Below are 17,068 nucleotides of genomic sequence, written 5' to 3'. Positions count from 1 at the left end.
AGGACATGGGACGAGTCACGGAACGACGCAAGGTGATCCGCATCCGGGACGGGGCGGTCTCCAGCCGCCCGGACACGCTCGTCGCCGAGGAACCGCTGGAGATCAGGCTGAACGGCAAGCCCCTGGCGATCACCATGCGCACCCCCGGCGACGACTTCGCGCTGGCGGCGGGGTTCCTGGTGAGCGAGGGGGTGCTGGCCGGGCAGGAGGACCTGCAGAACATCGTCTACTGCGCCGGGGCGACGGCCGAGGGCTCGAACACGTACAACGTGGTCGACGTGAGGACGGCCCCGGGCGTGGTGATCCCGGACGTCACGCTGGAGCGCAACGTCTACACCACCTCCTCCTGCGGGCTGTGCGGCAAGGCCTCGCTGGACGCGGTGCGCACCACCGCCCGGTGGCCGATCGCCGACACTCCCCCGGTGCGGATCTCCCCCGAGCTGCTCGCGACCCTCCCGGACCGGCTGCGCGCGGCCCAGCGGGTCTTCGACCGGACCGGGGGCCTGCACGCGGCGGCCCTGTTCTCCGAAGAGGGCGAGCTGCTGGACGTCCGGGAGGACGTGGGCCGGCACAACGCGGTCGACAAGCTGGTCGGCCGGGCCCTGCAGAGCGGGGAGCTGCCGCTGTCCCGGGCGGTCCTGCTGGTGTCGGGCCGGGCCTCCTTCGAGCTGGCGCAGAAGGCCGTGATGGCCGGCATCCCCGTCCTGGCGGCCGTGTCGGCCCCCTCCTCGCTGGCGGTGGACCTCGCCGCCGAGACGGGTCTGACGCTGGTGGGCTTCCTGCGGGGCAGCTCCATGAACGTGTACGCGGGGGAGGACAGGATCGCCCTGCGGGCCGCGGCCGCCCAGGGCTGACCCGGTTCCTCCGCGGCACGGCGGCGGGGCCCCGACCGGCGGGGAGCGCCCCCTGCGCCGCAGGGGCCCCGTCTCGGCCTGCCCCGTCTCGGCCTGCCCCGGGCGCGACGCCTAGTCGGCCGTGCCGGATATCCGCAGCAGCATCGCCGTGAACTGCTCCCGCTCGGCGGCCGACAGCGGGGCGAGCAGTTCGTCGTTGGCCGCGCGGGCGGCTTCCTCGCAGCGCTTGAGCAGCCGGGCTCCCCGCGGGGTGAGGGACACCGCGTTCTTGCGGCGGTCCCGGGGGTCCGGCTCGCGCACCACCAGGCCGGCCGACTGAAGGTCGTTGAGCACTCCGACCAGGTCTTTGGGGTCCAGCCCGACACCGCGTCCGAGGTCGGCCTGGGCGACGGGTGCCAGGTCGCGGACGGCGGACAGGACGACGTGGTGCCACATCCGCATGTCCTGAGCGGCCAGCGCCTCGGCCACCAGGGCCCGGCCGCGGGCGGCGGCACGGCCGAGCAGCCAGCTGGGCAGGGAGCGGATCGCGGGCAAGGGGGCTTCCGACATGGCCGCAGCCTAACCAAGAAATCGTTGGTTCTCCCTATGATCCTCTTATACCGTTGGGCTCCCCAACGGATTCGTTGGGACCACCCATGACCCCGGAGGTGTGATGCGTCGCGTCCGCTACGAATCCCGAGGCGGCCCCCTCTTCCTGGAGGAGGCCCCGGTCCCAGAACCCGGCCCCGGAGAGCTGCTCGTGCGCGCGGAGGCCATCGGCGTGACGCTCCCGGTGGTCCGCAAGGTCACCGAGGCGGCCGAGCCGGGCCCGCTCGGCGGGGAGATCGCCGGTGAGGTCATGGCCGTCGGTGAGGGCGTCACCCGCTTCGGCACCGGCGACCGGGTGACCGGGCTCTGTCTCGGCCACGGCTACGCCGACTTCTCGCTGCTGCACGAGGCCATGACCTCACCGATCCCCGCCGACGCCGGCGCCGTCGACGCGGTCGCCCTGGTCCGCAGCGGCCTGGTGGCGCTGGGCGCCCTGGAGGCGGCCCGCCCCGAGCCGGGCGAGGCGGCCCTGGTCACCGCCGCCGCGAGCGGCGTCGGCCATCTGGCCGTGCAGCTGGCCAGGACACGCGGCGCCGGACGGGTCGTGGGAGCGGTCTCCGACCCGGTCAAGGCCGACTTCGTCCGGGCCCTCGGCGCCGACCACGTCATCTCCTACGGCGACGGCAGCTGGGGCACCCCGGTCGACTACGTGCTGGACGCGGTCGGCGGGGAGCTGCTCACCCGCGCCCTGCACGCGCTCGTCCCCGGGGGGCGGCTGGTGGCCTACAGCTCGGGCGGCGGCACCATCCAGGCCTACGACCTGCTGGTGGACGCCAAGTCGGTGACCGGCTTCCAGATGGCCCGTATCGCCCGCGGGAAGCCGGAGTTGTACGAGCAGTGGCGCGAGGAACTGTGGCGGCTGTTCGGGGCGGGAGAGCTCCGGCCCGTCGTGCACGGCCGGTTCGCCCTGGAGGACGCGACCAAGGCACACGCGGAGATCGAGGGGCGGTCCAACCTGGGCAAGGTCATCCTGATCCCCTGACGCACGATCCTTGTGGGGGGTCCGAGAAGCCAAGTACCGTCTGTGGCTCCACAGATGGGACGTGGGATGTCCGAATGACCGGATGTCCGTTCCCATGCCCCGGTGGTCCAGCCGACAGACGCATGAAGGGCAGGTCGCACCATGCCGTCAAGTCTTCGCGCACGTCTGAGAACCACCCTGACCGCCACGGCCACCGCCGGAGCGCTGCTCGCCCCCACCGCTCCGGCGCACGGTCAACCCGGCAGCGCCGCACCGGAGTTCGACCAGCAGGTCCTCTTCAAGGCGTCCCAGGACCCGGGTTACGCCTGCTTCCGGATCCCGGCGATCGTGCGCACCACCAGCGGCGCGCTGCTGGCGTTCGCCGAGGGCCGCGTCCTCAACTGCGGCGACGCGGCCGACATCGACATCGTCGTCAAGCGCTCCACCGACGGCGGCCGCACCTGGGGGCCGCTCCAGGTCGTCACCGAGGGCGCGGGCGACACGCACGGCAACCCGGCACCGGTCGTGGACCGCGAGACCGGCCGGATCCTGCTGGCCGAGACGTTCAACACCGGCCGCACGGACGCCGGCAACTGCACTGTCCCCTGCGACCGCACCCCGCATCTGCAGTACAGCGACGACGACGGCCAAACCTGGTCGGAGCCCCGCGACCTGAGCGACGACATCCTGCCCGGCCACTGGAACTCCTGGTACGCGACCGGCCCCGTGCACAGCGTCCAGCTGACCCGCGGCAAGCACGCCGGGCGGCTCGTCCTCGGCGTCAACACCGAGACGTGGAACGGCAGCCGCGTCTCCGCCAACCATGCCGCGCTCGTCGTCAGCGACGACGGTGGCGACACCTGGAAGGTCGGCGCCACGGACAGCTGGCCCATAGCGCAGGACGGCACGTTCCGGCAGAAGCCGTCCGAGGTGACGCTCACCGAACGCGCGGACGGCGTCCTGCTCGTCAGCGGCCGGGAACAGGACGGCACCGACCTGGGCCACCGCTCCCAGACGCTCAGCCTGGACGGCGGGGACAGCTTCGCCACGCCCTTCCGCGCCCTGCCGGACCTGTACACCCCGCAGGTCCAGGGCGCGACCCTGCGCCTCGGCGACCGGATGCTGCTGTCCGCGCCGGCCGACCCCGACCGCCGCCGCACCATGATGGTCCGCTCCTCCTACGACGGCGGGCGCACCTGGGAGAGCGTGGACCGGGGCACGGTCGTCACCACGGACTGGTCCGGCTACTCCGACATGGCGGCGGTCGACCGCACGACGGTGGGCCTGCTGTACGAGGGCGGCGCGGTCGACGCACGCGACGAGATCCGCTTCGCCCGCTTCACCGAGGACTGGCTGAAGCCGCGCCGGGGCGCCGACCCGACCACCCGCGACGCGGCGGCGGGCGCCCCGCCCGCGGCCGTGCTCGGCGGCGCCGGGCGGACGGCCGGTGTCCGAGGCGGCGCGCTCTCCTTCGACGGTTCCGACGACGCCGTACGGCTGCCCTACCGGTCCCGGCTCCCGCTCGGCGAGGGGGACTTCACGGTCTCGCTGCACTTCCGCTACACGGCCACGACCGGCGAGCAGCCCTTCCTGTGGATGGGCGGCATCGGCACCACCCAGCCGCAGATCTGGCTGCGTGGGGAACCGGCGAGCGACCGGGTCCGGGGACTGATCACCACCCGGTCCGGCGCGACGACCGTCACGTCGGCCTCGGTGTCCGCCGACGGCGCCCGCAACGACGGCCGCTGGCACCACCTCGCGCTGCGCCGCGGCGGGGGCGAGCTGACCCTCGTCCTCGACGGCGAGGCGATCGGCACCGCGGACGTGCCGGGTTCAGTCAGCCGCAACTCCCCCTTCGGGGTGCACATCGGCCAGCGCATGGACAGCCGGGCGTTCCTCAGCGGCGCGATCGACGACGTCCGTGTGTGGAACCGGGCCCTGAGCGACAAGGAGCTGGCCTCCGGCGCCTCGGGCGCGGCCTCCCGGGGCACCGTGCTGTGGCTGCCCATGGACCAGGTGAGCGGCACCCACTAACGTCACGCGACGTGCCCGACGACTCAGGAGCAGCACGAGCACGACAGCGCGCGGGAACCGGGATCGGCCTGTTGCTGGTCCTGGTCCTCGGCGCCGCGCTGCTCATCGCCCTGCCGGGCGACCGCGGTCCGGACTACGACGCCTGTCGGGCCCTCACGGTCGGCTCCTGGAAGGCGGACGACGGCCTCACCGCCGAGTTCGCCCGCTACGGGGACGACGCGAGCCGCGCCGACGACTGGACCGGCGGCGACGGCACCCACTCGGTGCGACTGCCCGACGGCCGGGTGCTGTGGCTGTTCTCGGACACCTATCTGGGCCGGGTGTACGGGCCGCCCAACCCGCACGGCGAGTCGTACGCCTGGCGGGACACGACCGCGCCCCTGGTGCGCAACTCGGCCGTGCTGATGCGCGACGGACGGCTCGAATCCACCCTGCCCGCCCCGCTGTTCGCCGACCCGGGGCCCGGCCGGTGGCGCTGGCCCGTCGCCGCCCGGGTCGAACCCCGCTCCCCCGGCTCCCCGGAGCAGGTCGTCCGGGTGCTGCTGTGGGTGCGCACGGCGGGGCAGGCCCCCTGGATCTACGGTGTGCCCACCGCCACCGAGGTCGCCACCCTGTCGCTGCCCGGGCTGCGTCTGGAGTCGATCACCCAGGTGCTCGACCAGCGGTCGGTCGCCGACCCGTCGCGACGCGTGCTGTTCGGTACGACGCTGGTCGAGGAGGACGGCTGGACGTACGTGTTCGGCGGTGACGACGGCCGGGCCGCCTCCCGCCCCGCGTCGCACGCCTACGCGGCCCGGGTGCCGGCGGGCGGGCTCGCGGATCCGGACGCCTGGCAGTACTGGAGCGGCTCGGCGTGGGTGCCCGGCGCCCGCCCCCGGCCGGTGCTCGGGGACGGGCGGCGCAAGGGCGTGGGCAGCGCGTTCACGGTCGTCCGGGAAGGCGGCACCTACGTGCTGTTCACGATGGCCGCCGGCGCCAAGGGGCTGACGACCGTGGCGTCCTACTGGGCCTGCTCCCCGGCCGGGCCGTGGCACGGTCCGGCGAAGGAGTTCAGCCCGGCGCTGCCGCCGGGGCAGGTGGCCGCCTACAACCCGCAAGCGCATCCGGTGCTGAGCGGCGGGGGACGGCTCGTGCTGAGCTACGACGTCAACTGGCTGGAGACGACGGGCGCCGCCGCGCAGCTCAGCCGGAACGTGTCCCTGTACCGACCGCGGTTCGTGTCGCTGCGGCTGGCTGCGGCGCGCTGACCTCCGCCGTCTCCCGCGCGCGCCGCTTGGCGATCACCGCGCACACGATGAGCTGCAACTGGTGGAAGAGCATCAGCGGCAGCACGGCGAGCGCCGCCTGCGCGCCGAACAGGACGCTCGCCATGGGCAGCCCGGCGGCCAGGGACTTCTTCGAGCCGGCGAACTGGATCGCGATCCGGTCCGCCCGGCCGAAGCCCAGCGCCTTGCCGCCGTACCAGGTGACGAGCAGCATCACGGCGAGGATCACCGCCTCGACGACGAACAGACCGCCGAGCCGCGCGGGGCTGACCTGGTGCCAGATGCCCTGGACCATGCCCGCGCTGAACGCGGTGTAGACGACGAGCAGGATCGAGCCGCGGTCCACCAGGGCGAGGACCTTCTTGCGGCGGGTGACGAAGCCGCCGATCCAGCGGCGCAGCAGCTGTCCGGCGAGGAACGGCACCAGCAGTTGCAGCACGATCTTCAGCAGCGAGCCGGCGGAGAAGCCGCCGTCGCCGCCGAGCAGCGAGGCGGCGAGCAGGGGGGTGGCGACGATGCCGACGAGGGAGGAGAAGGAGCCCGCGCAGATCGCGGCGGGCACGTTGCCGCGGGCCATCGAGGTGAAGGCGATCGACGACTGGACGGTCGACGGGACGAGCGTGAGGAAGAGCAGGCCCTGGTAGAGCGGGTGGGTCAGGATCACCGGCACCAGCCCGCGGGCCGCGAGCCCGAGCAGCGGGAAGACGGCGAAGGTGCACGCGAGGACCGTGACGTGCAGCCGCCAGTGGCGCAGTCCGTCGAGTGCCTCCCGGGTGGAGAGCCGGGCGCCGTACAGGAAGAACAGGAGGGCGACGGCCGCCGTGGAGGCACCGGAGGCGACGTCCGCGGCCGATCCGCGCGCCGGGATCAGAGCGGCGAGGCCCACGGTCCCGAGGAGAAGCAGGATGTAGGGGTCGATCGGCATCCGATGCGGCCGGCGCAGGTGTTTCACGGTGCTCCACTTGCCTGGTACTTCGGTCGGTCCGGGGCCGGAGCGGCCCCCTTCCATCCTGCTCCCCCGAGCGGCGATCGGGAATCCCGTACACCGCTCTCACTGTCATCACGTTTCGCGATAACGTGCCAGGCATGTACGACCCCGCCCATCTGCGCACGTTCCTGTCGGTGGCGCAGACGCTCAGCTTCACGCAGGCCGCGCGGCGGCTCGGGCTGCGGCAGTCGACGGTCAGCCAGCACGTGCGGCGGCTGGAGGACGCCACCGGGCGGACGCTGTTCACGCGGGACACCCACTCGGTGGAGCTGACGGAGGACGGCGAGGCCATGCTCGGCTTCGCGCGCCGGATCCTGGAGGTGCACGAGCAGGCGGCGTCCTTCTTCACGGGCACGCGGCTGCGCGGCCGGCTGCGCTTCGGCGCCTCGGAGGACTTCGTGCTCACCCGGTTGCCGGAGATCCTGGAGGGCTTCCGGCACGAGCACCCCGAGGTCGACCTGGAGCTGACGGTGGAGCTGTCGGGCACGCTGCACGAGCAGCTGGCCGCCGGGAAGCTGGACCTCGTCCTGGCCAAGCGGCGGCCCGAGGACCCGCGCGGCGAGCTGGTCCGGCACGACCGGCTGGTGTGGATCGGCGCGGAGCGCCTCCGGCTCGACCCCGACCGCCCGGTGCCGCTCATCGTGTATCCGCCGCCGGGCATCACCCGCGCGCTCGCCCTGGAGGCGCTGGAGCGGCAGGGCCGCCCGTGGCGCGTGGTGTGCACCAGCGGCAGCCTCAACGGCCTCGTCGCGGCGGCCCGGGCCGGTCTCGGCGTGATGGCCCATTCCCGCGGCCTCATCCCGCCGGGACTAGTCCGGGTCCCGGACCGGGCGGGGCTGCCGGAACTGGGCCAGGTCGACTTCGTCCTGGTGCACGGCCGGCGCCGGCCCTCCGCCCAGGGGGCGGCGGACGCCCTCGCGGCGGCGGTCCTCGCGGGCGGGGACCGGCTGCACCGCAGCGAGCGCGAGGGGCTGTGACCTGCTCCGTCCCGCAGCGCCCGACACAAGCGGAGTGACACTGTCCGCGCCGGGCACGCTGTGGGAAGGGGACACTTGTGCGGCCCGGACGGATGTATGCCGAACCGTGGCAGGGTCGTACAGATTCGGTGGAGATTACGGCACCGAAACTTACTCAACCGTCAGGTTTGTGTCCGACCCTTCCCCATGTGAGCGTATTTTCCCTCGCTGACCTGCCCCGGCCGAAGCCGCGCCCGCCTTCGTACCCCCTCCCGCCCCCTGGCCGGGTGGGGTAGCTTTCACGGCGCTGTGCGGGGCGTCACTCGACAGGAGCGCTGAGGAGCGGGGAGCGGGGTTTGCGCGAGTTCACCAACCCTCCGTTGGCGTTGGCACCTCCGGTGGGCGGTCTGGCCGACGTGGTCTTCGAGCATGCCCAGGAGGACCCGCTGCACATCGCTCTGGGCCGCAAGGACGACTCCGGCCGGTGGCGGGACGTCACCAGCGCCGAGTTCCGCGACGAGGTGCTCGCCCTGGCCAAGGGCCTGCTGGCCAGCGGCATCCGGTTCGGCGACCGGGTCGCGATCATGTCCCGTACGCGCTACGAGTGGACCCTGTTCGACTACGCCCTGTGGACGATCGGCGCCCAGGTCGTCCCGGTCTATCCCACGTCGTCGGCCGAGCAGTGCTTCTGGATGCTGTACGACGCCGAGGTGACGGCCGCGGTCGTGGAGCACGAGGACCACGCCATGACGATCGCCACCGTCATCGACCGGCTGCCCCAGCTGCGCCGGCTGTGGCAGCTCGACTCCGGCGCCGTGCACGAGCTGTACGACATGGGCGCGCACCTCGACGACGAGGTGGTCCACCGCCACCGCCAGGCCGTCACCCCCGACTCGGTCGCCACGATCATCTACACCTCGGGCACCACCGGCCGCCCCAAGGGCTGCGTCATCACGCACGGCAACTTCATGTACGAGGCGGACACCGTCATCGAGCGCTGGGAGCCGGTGTTCCACTCCAAGCGCGGCGACGAGGCGGCGACCCTGCTGTTCCTGCCGCTCGCGCACGTCTTCGGGCGGATGGTCCAGGTCGCCGGCATCCGCGGCAAGGTGAAGTTCGGCCACCAGCCGCAGCTGAACGCGGCGGCCCTGCTGCCGGACCTGGCCGCGTTCCGGCCGACGTTCTTCCTGGCCGTGCCGTACATCTTCGAAAAGGTGTTCAACGCGGCCCGCCGCAAGGCCGAGAGGGAGGGCCGCTCCGGCCCCTTCGAGAAGGCCGTCGACATCGCCATCAAGTACGCCGACGCGATGGAGGCCAAGGCCTGGGGCATCGGTCCGGGCCCCTCCGCCGGCCTGCGCATGCAGCACCAGCTGTTCGACAAGCTCGTCTACGCCAAGATCCGCGGCGCGATGGGCGGCCGCATCAAGCACGCCATGTCCGGCGGCTCGGCGATGGACCGCCGGCTCGGGCTGTTCTTCGCCGGTGCCGGTGTGCACATCTACGAGGGGTACGGCCTGACGGAGTCGACCGCCGCCGCCACCGCCAACCCGCCCGGGCGCACCCGGTTCGGCACGGTGGGGCAGCCCATCCCGGGCATGACCGTGCACATCGCGGACGACGGCGAGATCTGGCTACGCGGCGAGAACGTCTTCCAGGGGTACCTCAACAACCAGAAGGCCACCGACGAGACGCTGCACGAGGGCTGGCTCGCCACCGGCGACCTCGGCGCACTGGACGAGGACGGCTTCCTCACCATCACCGGCCGCAAGAAGGAGATCCTGGTCACGTCCGGGGGCAAGAGCGTCTCGCCCGGTGTGCTGGAGGAACGGGTCCGGGACCATCCGCTGGTCAACCAGTGCATCGTCGTCGGCAACGACCGCCCGTACATCGCCGCCCTGGTGACCCTGGACCAGGAGGCCGTGGAGCACTGGCTGACGATGCGGAACAAGCCGCGGATGTCCCCCGCGGAGCTGGTGCGCGACGCGGATCTGGAGACGGAGGTGCGGCGCGCGGTGGTCGCCGCCAACACCCTGGTCTCGCAGGCCGAGTCCATCCGCACCTTCCGCATCCTGGCCCAGCCGTTCACCGAGGAGCACGGCCTACTCACGCCGTCCCTGAAGCTCAAGCGCAAGGCGATCGAGAAGGCGTACGAGAAAGAGGTCGAGGCGCTCTACCGGGCGTGAGCGCCGCCCCACGGGGCAGGTGTGGCTCCGGAATCTCCCGTCAGGAATGCATCACCGCCCGTGATCGTTGACGATGGGAGCACACCTGACCACTTACCGAAGGATCGAGAGCTCGTGAGCAAGGTCCCCCCGATCATCCTGAACAACGGCGTCGAGATGCCCCAGCTGGGCTTCGGCGTCTGGCAGGTGCCGGACGACGAGGCCGAGACGGCCGTCTCGACGGCGCTGGAGGCCGGGTACCGCAGCATCGACACCGCGGCGATCTACGGCAACGAGCAGGGCACCGGCAAGGCCATCGCCTCGTCCGGCATCCCCCGCGAGGAGCTCTTCGTCACCACGAAGCTCTGGAACGCCGACCAGGGGTACGACTCCACGCTGCGCGCCTTCGACACGTCGCTGGACAAGCTCGGTCTGGACCACGTCGACCTGTACCTGATCCACTGGCCGACGCCGGAGCGCGATCTGTACGTCGATACCTACAAGGCGTTCGAGAAGCTGCACGCCGACGGCCGGATCCGGGCCATCGGCGTCTCCAACTTCCTGCCCGAGCACCTGGAGCGGCTGATCGGCGAGACGTCGGTGGTCCCGGCGGTCAACCAGATCGAGCTGCACCCCCACCTCCAGCAGCAGGCCTCCCGTGAGTACCACGCGCGGCAGGGCATCGCCACGGAGGCCTGGTCGCCGCTCGGCCAGGGCAAGGGCCTGCTGGAGGTCCCGGCGATCGTGGCCATCGCCCGCAAGCACGAGCGCACCCCGGCCCAGATCGTGCTGCGCTGGCACCTCCAGCTGGGCAATGTGGTGATCCCGAAGTCCGTGACGCCGTCGCGGATCAAGGAGAACATCGACGTCTTCGACTTCAGCCTCGACGACGAGGACCTGGCCGCGATCAGCGCCCTGAACGAGGACCGGCGCATCGGCCCGGACCCGGCGGAGTTCAACGGCGCCTGAACCGCACCACCAGCGCCCCGGCCCGGGCCCCGCGAGGGGGCTCCGGCCCGGGGCGCTGTCGTGCTCGGCGTCTCGGACCGCCCGAACGCCTTGAGGGTGCCGTCCACCGCCGGCCGGACGTCGTCTCCTGCCGAAGTCGAGGTCCTCGGATCAGGCGGGCCGGACCGCCGTGTGCACCGTGTGGGCCTCCAGGACGAACACGTCCGGGCGGCGGTGCAGGCTCGCCTCGTCGTCCGGGTCGAGCAGACGGTCGACGGTCGCGAGGTCCTCGGCGTCCAGTCCCTCGGCGAGCTTGTCGCGCATGTGCGACAGGGAGGCCACGACATACGCGCGCGCCCGGTCCGAGGCGGGGGCCGGCAGGTCGAGCAGGAAGCTGTGCGTCCTGGTGTGCTTGAGGCCCGCGGCGGCCAGCAGGGCCGGCCAGTGCTCCGTCTCGGCGACGTGTCCGGGCAGGTCGGTGCGCATCCGGTCGAACCATTCCGCCTCCACCGCGTCGATCCGCGCCTGGAGACCGGGCCGGCCCATGCCGATGTCACGCGGCAGGAACCGCAGGGGCAGACCGCCCTCCATGAGGGCGAGCGTGCCGCCCGGCGCCAGCCGCTGGGCGAAGGCGGCCAGCGCGGCCCGCTGGTCACCGAGGTGGTGCAGGCTGCGGCTCGCCCAGAGCAGGTCGGCGGGGTAGTCCAGCTCGCCGAGCACCTCGGGCAGGTCCCCGGCGAGCGTGCCGAAGCGGTCGGCGACGCCCTGCCGCTCGGCCCGCGCCCGCGCCCGCTCCAGCAGCGCTTCGGAGCCGTCCACCGCCTCGATCCGCGCCCCCGGGAACGTCTCCGCGAACAGGCACGCCACGACGCCCGGACCGCTGCCCGCGTCGACGATCAGGCCCGGCTCGGTCACCTCCTGCGCGAGCCAGCCCAGCGCCCGCTCGTACAAGGACGCGAACAGTTCGGCCGAGGACTCCAGCATCGGGCCCATCTCGGCCCAGTCGAGGTCCGTGTGGTCGTGGTGATGGCCAGGCTTGTGCTCGTGGCCGTGCTGGTGCGCCATGGTGGTCAGCCTCTCGCTCGGATGCGGTCAGCGTGCGCCGACGCACCGATCGGAGGCCACTGGTGTTGCCGGTGCGGCAAATCCGCCGGGGCACGGGGCCCCGGCGGATCAGCCGGTCGGCGGAGAGGGTTCAGGACAGCGGCGGGTACGCGTTCTGCATCAGCTGCCGGAACTGGGCGGAGAACCAGTGCCCGGACAACGGCGCGTCCGGCAGTGCGCCGGAGGGGTTGTTGCCGTTGCGCGGGTTGCCCTTGTACGCCGGGTCGCACATTCCGTCGGCGCCCTTGCCCTCGTCGTTCGGGATGAGCTTGCTCGACCCGTCCGACTCGCCCGGCGGCTTCATCCACACGTACGCGTCGATCCCGGCGGCCGGGTTGGCCTGCGGGCGTTCGCCGAGGCCGGCTCCGGACTGGTTGCACCAGTTGCCGGGGTTGATGCGCCGGTCGTAGCGCCCGCCGTCGACGTACGTGTCGACGCTGGTCGTCGCGCCCGGTCCGGTGGGCCGGGCGGTGCCGCCCCAGCCGTTGCGGGAGGTGTCGATCAGCATGCCGATGTTCGAGTTGAAGCCCACCGAGACCAACTGGTTGCGGAACGCCTGGGCGAAGGACAGCTCGTCGACGTAGCGGTTCCAGTCGACCCACTTCGACTCGCGGACGGACTTGCCGGCCACGTTGTCGCTGATGGAGAAGTTGTTCTCCTTCAGGGCGCTGTAGTTGGCCGTGTTGGTGATGAACCCGTGGACGTCGTTGACGGTGGCGCCCTCCGTGGTGGCCGCCTCCTTGAACAGGGTGGCGCTGGGGCCGAAGTTGTCGTCCCAGCCGATCCATCCGTGGTGGCCGGCGTCGATGTAGTTGTAGACGTTGGGGACGTCACCGAGCTTGTTCAGCGCGTAGCCGATGCCCTTCTGGTAGTTGCCGTTGGCCTTCATCACGTCGCACTGCGGGGTGGCCGTCACGCGGCTGCCGGTGTTGGTGACGAGGTTCGGCAGCGAGTCGATCTCGACCGTGGTGACGATCCGCAGCGAGGAGTACTTCGGGTCGGCGAGGATCGTCTTGATCGGGTCGATGTACTGCGTCTTGTACTTGTCGATCTCCGTCGGGCCGAGTTCGCCGTTGGAGGCGAGGGCGGCGCAGTCCCGGCCGGGCAGGTTGTAGATCACGAACTGGACGACGAGTTCGCCGGAGCCCTTCTGGCGCAGTGCCTCGTCGAGGTGGGCACGCAGGCCCATCTTCCCGTTCGCGCCGTTGATCGCGGCGATCCGGTCCAGCCAGACACCCGTGGGCTGGTTGGCGACGCGGCTGCCGCCCGGCTCGGCGGCGGCGTTCGCGGACCACTCCGGGTTCACGTACACCTTCGCGCCCTCATAGGGGTTGTTCACCCGGTTCCCCGGGCCGCCCGGGTCCGGCGGATCCGTGGGGCCGCCGGGACCGCCGTCGACGTTGCAGGTGACGCCGTCGAGGGTGAAGGTCGCCGGGATCGCGTTGCTGCCGCTGTAGCTGCCCTGGAAGCCGAAGCTGACCGAACCGCCGGTCGCCAGCTGCCCGTTGTAGGACTCGTTGGCGGCGGTGACGGCCGCGCCGCTCTGGCTGATCTTGGCGTTCCAGCCGCTGGTGACCTTCTGGTTGCCGGCGTACGACCACTTCAGCGACCACGAGGACTTGGCGGCGAGGTTGTTGGTGACGGTCACGGCGGCGGTGAAGCCGGTGCTCCACTCGTTCTGGATCTTGTAGTCGACGGTGCAGGGGACGGCGGCGACGCCGGCTCCACCGGGGTCGACGGCGAAGGCGGTGCCGGTCACACCGCCGACCAGGGCCATGGCGGCCAGTAACGCGGTTCTCGTACGGCTCATGAGTGGGGGTCCCTCTTCCGTTGGGTTCCTTGCCATACCGCGGATCCGTGGGGGGTTCGTCGGGCGCGGTGAGGTGTCGCGGGCAGGGCGGAGCGAGTGCGGCGCCGTTCGCGACCGACGCGGGAGAGCAACTGTCGTACGCACGCGGGCGTCTCGCGCCGGCGGCGGCTCAAAGTACTGAACGCGGGGGGTGTCGCATGAGCGACTCCTTGCAGGTCGGGCGCGCCGTGACGGACGCGTCGACTGATGGAACCGCTCCCACTGGTGCCAAGGAAGGTAGCGCCAAGTGACAGTAAAAAACAGGGGAGTCACTGACTTTTGCTCAAGGCGGGGCATCGAATCTTTTCGACTCTTCGAGAACCTTGACCGGTACCTGACGTATCCGCACTATGGGAGCGCTCCCACTGGTTCAAGCCTTGACTTCTCCGAGCCGCAAGGAGGAACCAGCACCATGCATCCCCCACCCCGGAGACGCGGAGCGGTACGGCTGTTGTGGACCGCCGCACTCGCAGCTCTCGCGCTTCCGTTGACGATGCTCTCCTCGGGGTCGAGCCCCGCGCAGGCAGCAGCACTTCAGTGCAGTGTCGACTACAAGACGAACGACTGGGGCTCCGGTTTCACGGTGGACCTGACCCTCACCAACCGCGGCACGGACGTCATCGACGGCTGGACGCTGACCTACGCCTACTCGGGCAACCAGAAGCTCGGCAACGGCTGGAACGGCACCTGGTCGCAGTCCGGCCAGAACATCACCGTGAAGAACGCCGCCCACAACGCGCGCGTCGCCGCGGGCGCCGCCGTGTCCACCGGCGCCCAGTTCTCCTACAGCGGCGCCAACACCGCACCGACGTCCTTCTCGGTCAACGGCACCGCCTGCACCGGCGCGCACCAGCCGCCGATCGCCGTGCTGACCAGCCCGAGCGCGGGCGCCACCTACACCCAGGGACAGGCGGTGCCCCTGGCGGCCACCGCCGCCGCCGCGGACAACGCCTCGATCAGCAAGGTGGAGTTCTACGACGACACCAAGCTGCTGGGCACGGACACGAGCGCGCCCTACACGCTCTCCGTCTCCGACTTGGCCGTGGGCAGTCATTCGCTGGTGGCGAAGGCGTACGACAGCATGGGCGCCTCCGCCGACTCCACACCGGTCGGCATCACCGTCGCCTCCGGTCCGACCGTCGTCGCCTCACCGCTCCAACTGGGCGTCCAGTCGGGCAAGTCGGGCACGTACGAGGTGAAGCTGTCCAAGCAGCCCACCGGGAACGTGACGGTGACCTCGGCCCGCGCGAGCGGCAACTCGGGGCTGTCGGTCACCGGCGGCGCCTCGCTCACCTTCACGCCGCAGAACTGGAACACCGCGCAGAAGGTGACCGTGACGGCCGCGGGCTCCGGTTCCGGCTCGGCGGTGTTCGAGTCGACGGCCGCGGGCCACGCGAAGGCCTCCGTCACCGTCACCCAGCTGGCGGCGGCGAAGGTCTACGACGCCCGCTTCCTCGAGCTCTACGGGAAGATCACCAACCCGGCGAACGGCTACTTCTCCCCCGAGGGCATCCCGTACCACTCGGTGGAGACGCTGATCGTCGAGGCGCCGGACCACGGCCACGAGACCACCTCGGAGGCGTACAGCTACCTCCTGTGGCTCCAGGCCATGTACGGCAAGGTGACGGGTGACTGGTCGAAGTTCAACGGCGCGTGGGACCTCATGGAGAAGTACATGATCCCCACCAAGGCCGACCAGCCGACCAACTCCTTCTACAACCCCTCGAAGCCGGCCACCTACGCGCCCGAACTGGACACGCCGAACGAGTATCCGGCCAAGCTCGACACCGGTGTCTCGGTCGGCACGGACCCGATCGCGGGCGAACTGAAGAGCGCCTACGGCACGGACGACGTCTACGGCATGCACTGGCTCCAGGACGTCGACAACGTCTACGGCTACGGCAACTCGCCCGGCAAGTGCGAGGCGGGCCCGTCGGACACCGGCCCGTCGTACATCAACACCTTCCAGCGCGGCGCGCAGGAGTCGGTGTGGGAGACCGTGCCGCAGCCGACGTGTGACGCCTTCAAGTTCGGCGGCAAGAACGGCTATCTGGACCTGTTCACCGGTGACGCCTCCTACGCCAAGCAGTGGAAGTTCACCAACGCGCCGGACGCCGACGCGCGGGCCGTGCAGGCCGCCTACTGGGCGGATCTGTGGGCGAAGGAGCAGGGCAAGGGCTCGGCCGTCTCCGCGACGGTCGGCAAGGCCGCCAAGATGGGCGACTACCTGCGCTACTCGATGTTCGACAAGTACTTCAAGAAGGTCGGCAACTGCGTCGGTCCCTCGGCCTGCCCCGCGGGCACCGGCAAGGACGCCTCGTTCTACCTGATGTCCTGGTACTACGCCTGGGGCGGCGCCACGGACACGAGTGCCGGCTGGGCCTGGCGCATCGGCTCCAGCCACGCCCACGGCGGCTACCAGAACCCCCTCGCCGCCTACGCCCTCGCCAACTACGCCCCGCTGAAGCCCAAGTCGGCGACCGGCGCGGCGGACTGGGCCAAGTCCATGGACCGGCAGCTGGAGTTCTACCGCTGGCTCCAGTCCAGCGAGGGTGCCATCGCCGGTGGCGCGACCAACAGCTGGGCGGGCCGGTACGCGACCCCGCCTTCGGGCAAGTCGACGTTCTACGGCATGTACTACGACGAGGCGCCCGTGTACCACGACCCGCCGTCCAACCAGTGGTTCGGCTTCCAGGCGTGGTCCATGGAGCGGGTCGCCGAGCTGTACCAGCAGACGGGCAACGCGAAGGCCAAGGCGGTCCTCGACAAGTGGGTCGACTGGGCGCTGTCCAAGACCACGTTCAACCCGGACGGCACCTTCCGCATCCCGTCGACGCTGCAGTGGTCGGGCCAGCCCGACACCTGGAACGCCTCCAGCCCCGGCTCCAACAGCGGGCTGCGCGTCACCGTCGCCGATTACACCAACGACGTCGGTGTGGCCGGTTCGTACGCCAAGACCTTGACGTACTACGCGGACCGCTCCGGTGACACGGAGGCGGCGACGGCGGCGAAGAAGCTGCTGGACGGCATGTGGGACAACCACCAGGACGCCCTCGGCATCGCCGTCCCGGAAAGCCGGGCCGACTACAACCGGTTCGACGACCCGGTACACATCCCCAGTGGCTGGACGGGCACGATGCCGAACGGTGACGCGATCAACTCGTCGTCGACGTTCGACTCGATCCGGTCCTTCTACAAGGACGACCCGGCCTGGTCGAAGATCGAGAGCTATCTCGCCGGCGGCGCGGTGCCCTCGTTCACGTACCACCGGTTCTGGGCTCAGGCGGACATCGCCTTGGCCATGGGCGCGTACGCGGAGCTTCTCGAATAGCCCCCGCCGGGCGCTCCGCGGGTGGGCG

At 71.2% G+C, this 17,068-nt stretch carries 12 protein-coding genes; 8 read left to right on the top strand and 4 right to left on the bottom strand.

The annotated features are described in order from the left end of the window. Positions 1-5 precede the first annotated feature (5 nt). Positions 6-854 (top strand): formate dehydrogenase accessory sulfurtransferase FdhD, encoded by an 849-nt coding sequence (gene fdhD, locus AC0665_RS10100; RefSeq protein ID WP_478704783.1) that lies wholly within the window; start codon positions 6-8, stop codon positions 852-854. Between the two features lie 111 nt (positions 855-965). On the opposite strand, the gene AC0665_RS10095 is transcribed toward fdhD, so the two are convergent. Continuing rightward, positions 966-1,403 carry a MarR family winged helix-turn-helix transcriptional regulator gene (locus AC0665_RS10095; RefSeq protein WP_468403677.1) on the bottom strand — a complete coding sequence of 146 codons (438 nt, stop codon included), beginning with the start codon at positions 1,401-1,403 and terminating at the stop codon, positions 966-968. A gap of 103 nt (positions 1,404-1,506) precedes the next feature. Here AC0665_RS10095 and AC0665_RS10090 point away from each other — a divergent pair, with 103 nt between their 5' ends. The 3 genes from AC0665_RS10090 to AC0665_RS10080 all read left to right on the top strand — a co-directional run bounded on the left by AC0665_RS10090 (position 1,507) and on the right by AC0665_RS10080 (position 5,684). Next, a complete protein-coding gene (locus AC0665_RS10090) occupies positions 1,507-2,424 on the top strand; it encodes a quinone oxidoreductase family protein (RefSeq protein WP_478704782.1) in 918 nt (305 codons plus the stop codon). 141 nt (positions 2,425-2,565) lie between these two features. Then, a complete protein-coding gene (locus AC0665_RS10085; protein WP_478704781.1) occupies positions 2,566-4,437 on the top strand; it encodes an exo-alpha-sialidase in 1,872 nt (623 codons plus the stop codon). Between the two features lie 11 nt (positions 4,438-4,448). After that, on the top strand, positions 4,449-5,684 hold the full coding sequence (locus tag AC0665_RS10080) for a DUF4185 domain-containing protein (protein ID WP_478704780.1): 1,236 nt from the start codon (positions 4,449-4,451) through the stop codon (positions 5,682-5,684). On the opposite strand, the gene AC0665_RS10075 is transcribed toward AC0665_RS10080, so the two are convergent. Then, positions 5,620-6,627, bottom strand: coding sequence for a bile acid:sodium symporter family protein (locus AC0665_RS10075; protein ID WP_478705029.1), 1,008 nt, complete (start codon positions 6,625-6,627; stop codon positions 5,620-5,622). The genes AC0665_RS10080 and AC0665_RS10075 overlap by 65 nt on opposite strands. Before the next feature lie 161 nt (positions 6,628-6,788). On the opposite strand from AC0665_RS10075, the gene AC0665_RS10070 reads away from it, so the two are divergent. The 3 genes from AC0665_RS10070 (at position 6,789) to AC0665_RS10060 (ending at position 10,777) form a co-directional block, all read left to right on the top strand. Beyond that, complete coding sequence (locus AC0665_RS10070; RefSeq protein ID WP_468403669.1) at positions 6,789-7,667, top strand: LysR substrate-binding domain-containing protein; 879 nt, start codon at positions 6,789-6,791, stop codon at positions 7,665-7,667. A gap of 335 nt (positions 7,668-8,002) precedes the next feature. Then, on the top strand, positions 8,003-9,829 hold the full coding sequence (locus AC0665_RS10065) for an AMP-dependent synthetase/ligase (RefSeq protein ID WP_468403667.1): 1,827 nt from the start codon (positions 8,003-8,005) through the stop codon (positions 9,827-9,829). A gap of 156 nt (positions 9,830-9,985) precedes the next feature. Next, positions 9,986-10,777: an aldo/keto reductase gene (locus AC0665_RS10060; protein ID WP_468404821.1), complete on the top strand. Its 792-nt coding sequence runs from the start codon at positions 9,986-9,988 to the stop codon at positions 10,775-10,777. 150 nt (positions 10,778-10,927) lie between these two features. On the opposite strand, the gene AC0665_RS10055 is transcribed toward AC0665_RS10060, so the two are convergent. Then, entirely contained in the window at positions 10,928-11,821 is an 894-nt protein-coding gene (locus AC0665_RS10055; protein ID WP_478704779.1) for a class I SAM-dependent methyltransferase, read from the bottom strand. A gap of 130 nt (positions 11,822-11,951) precedes the next feature. After that, positions 11,952-13,670, bottom strand: coding sequence for a glycoside hydrolase family 6 protein (locus AC0665_RS10050; protein ID WP_478609366.1), 1,719 nt, complete (start codon positions 13,668-13,670; stop codon positions 11,952-11,954). Positions 13,671-14,121: 451 nt separating this feature from the next. Here AC0665_RS10050 and AC0665_RS10045 point away from each other — a divergent pair, with 451 nt between their 5' ends. Continuing rightward, a complete protein-coding gene (locus tag AC0665_RS10045) occupies positions 14,122-17,040 on the top strand; it encodes a glycoside hydrolase family 48 protein (protein WP_478704778.1) in 2,919 nt (972 codons plus the stop codon). Positions 17,041-17,068: the final 28 nt, after the last annotated feature.

It is taken from the genome of Streptomyces sp. NPDC043685 (genome assembly GCF_056436585.1).
The sequence above is the reverse complement of the archived record's forward strand: the minus strand, read 5'-3'. Positions and strand labels throughout refer to the sequence as shown.

Coding starts and splice junctions, on each gene's coding strand:
- fdhD (WP_478704783.1), top strand. CDS start 6: ATGGGACGAGTCACGGAACGACGCAAGGTGATCCGCATCCGGGACGGG.
- AC0665_RS10095 (WP_468403677.1), bottom strand. CDS start 1,403: ATGTCGGAAGCCCCCTTGCCCGCGATCCGCTCCCTGCCCAGCTGGCTG.
- AC0665_RS10090 (WP_478704782.1), top strand. CDS start 1,507: ATGCGTCGCGTCCGCTACGAATCCCGAGGCGGCCCCCTCTTCCTGGAG.
- AC0665_RS10085 (WP_478704781.1), top strand. CDS start 2,566: ATGCCGTCAAGTCTTCGCGCACGTCTGAGAACCACCCTGACCGCCACG.
- AC0665_RS10075 (WP_478705029.1), bottom strand. CDS start 6,627: ATGCCGATCGACCCCTACATCCTGCTTCTCCTCGGGACCGTGGGCCTC.
- AC0665_RS10070 (WP_468403669.1), top strand. CDS start 6,789: ATGTACGACCCCGCCCATCTGCGCACGTTCCTGTCGGTGGCGCAGACG.
- AC0665_RS10060 (WP_468404821.1), top strand. CDS start 9,986: ATGCCCCAGCTGGGCTTCGGCGTCTGGCAGGTGCCGGACGACGAGGCC.
- AC0665_RS10055 (WP_478704779.1), bottom strand. CDS start 11,821: ATGGCGCACCAGCACGGCCACGAGCACAAGCCTGGCCATCACCACGAC.
- AC0665_RS10050 (WP_478609366.1), bottom strand. CDS start 13,670: ATGAGCCGTACGAGAACCGCGTTACTGGCCGCCATGGCCCTGGTCGGC.
- AC0665_RS10045 (WP_478704778.1), top strand. CDS start 14,122: ATGCATCCCCCACCCCGGAGACGCGGAGCGGTACGGCTGTTGTGGACC.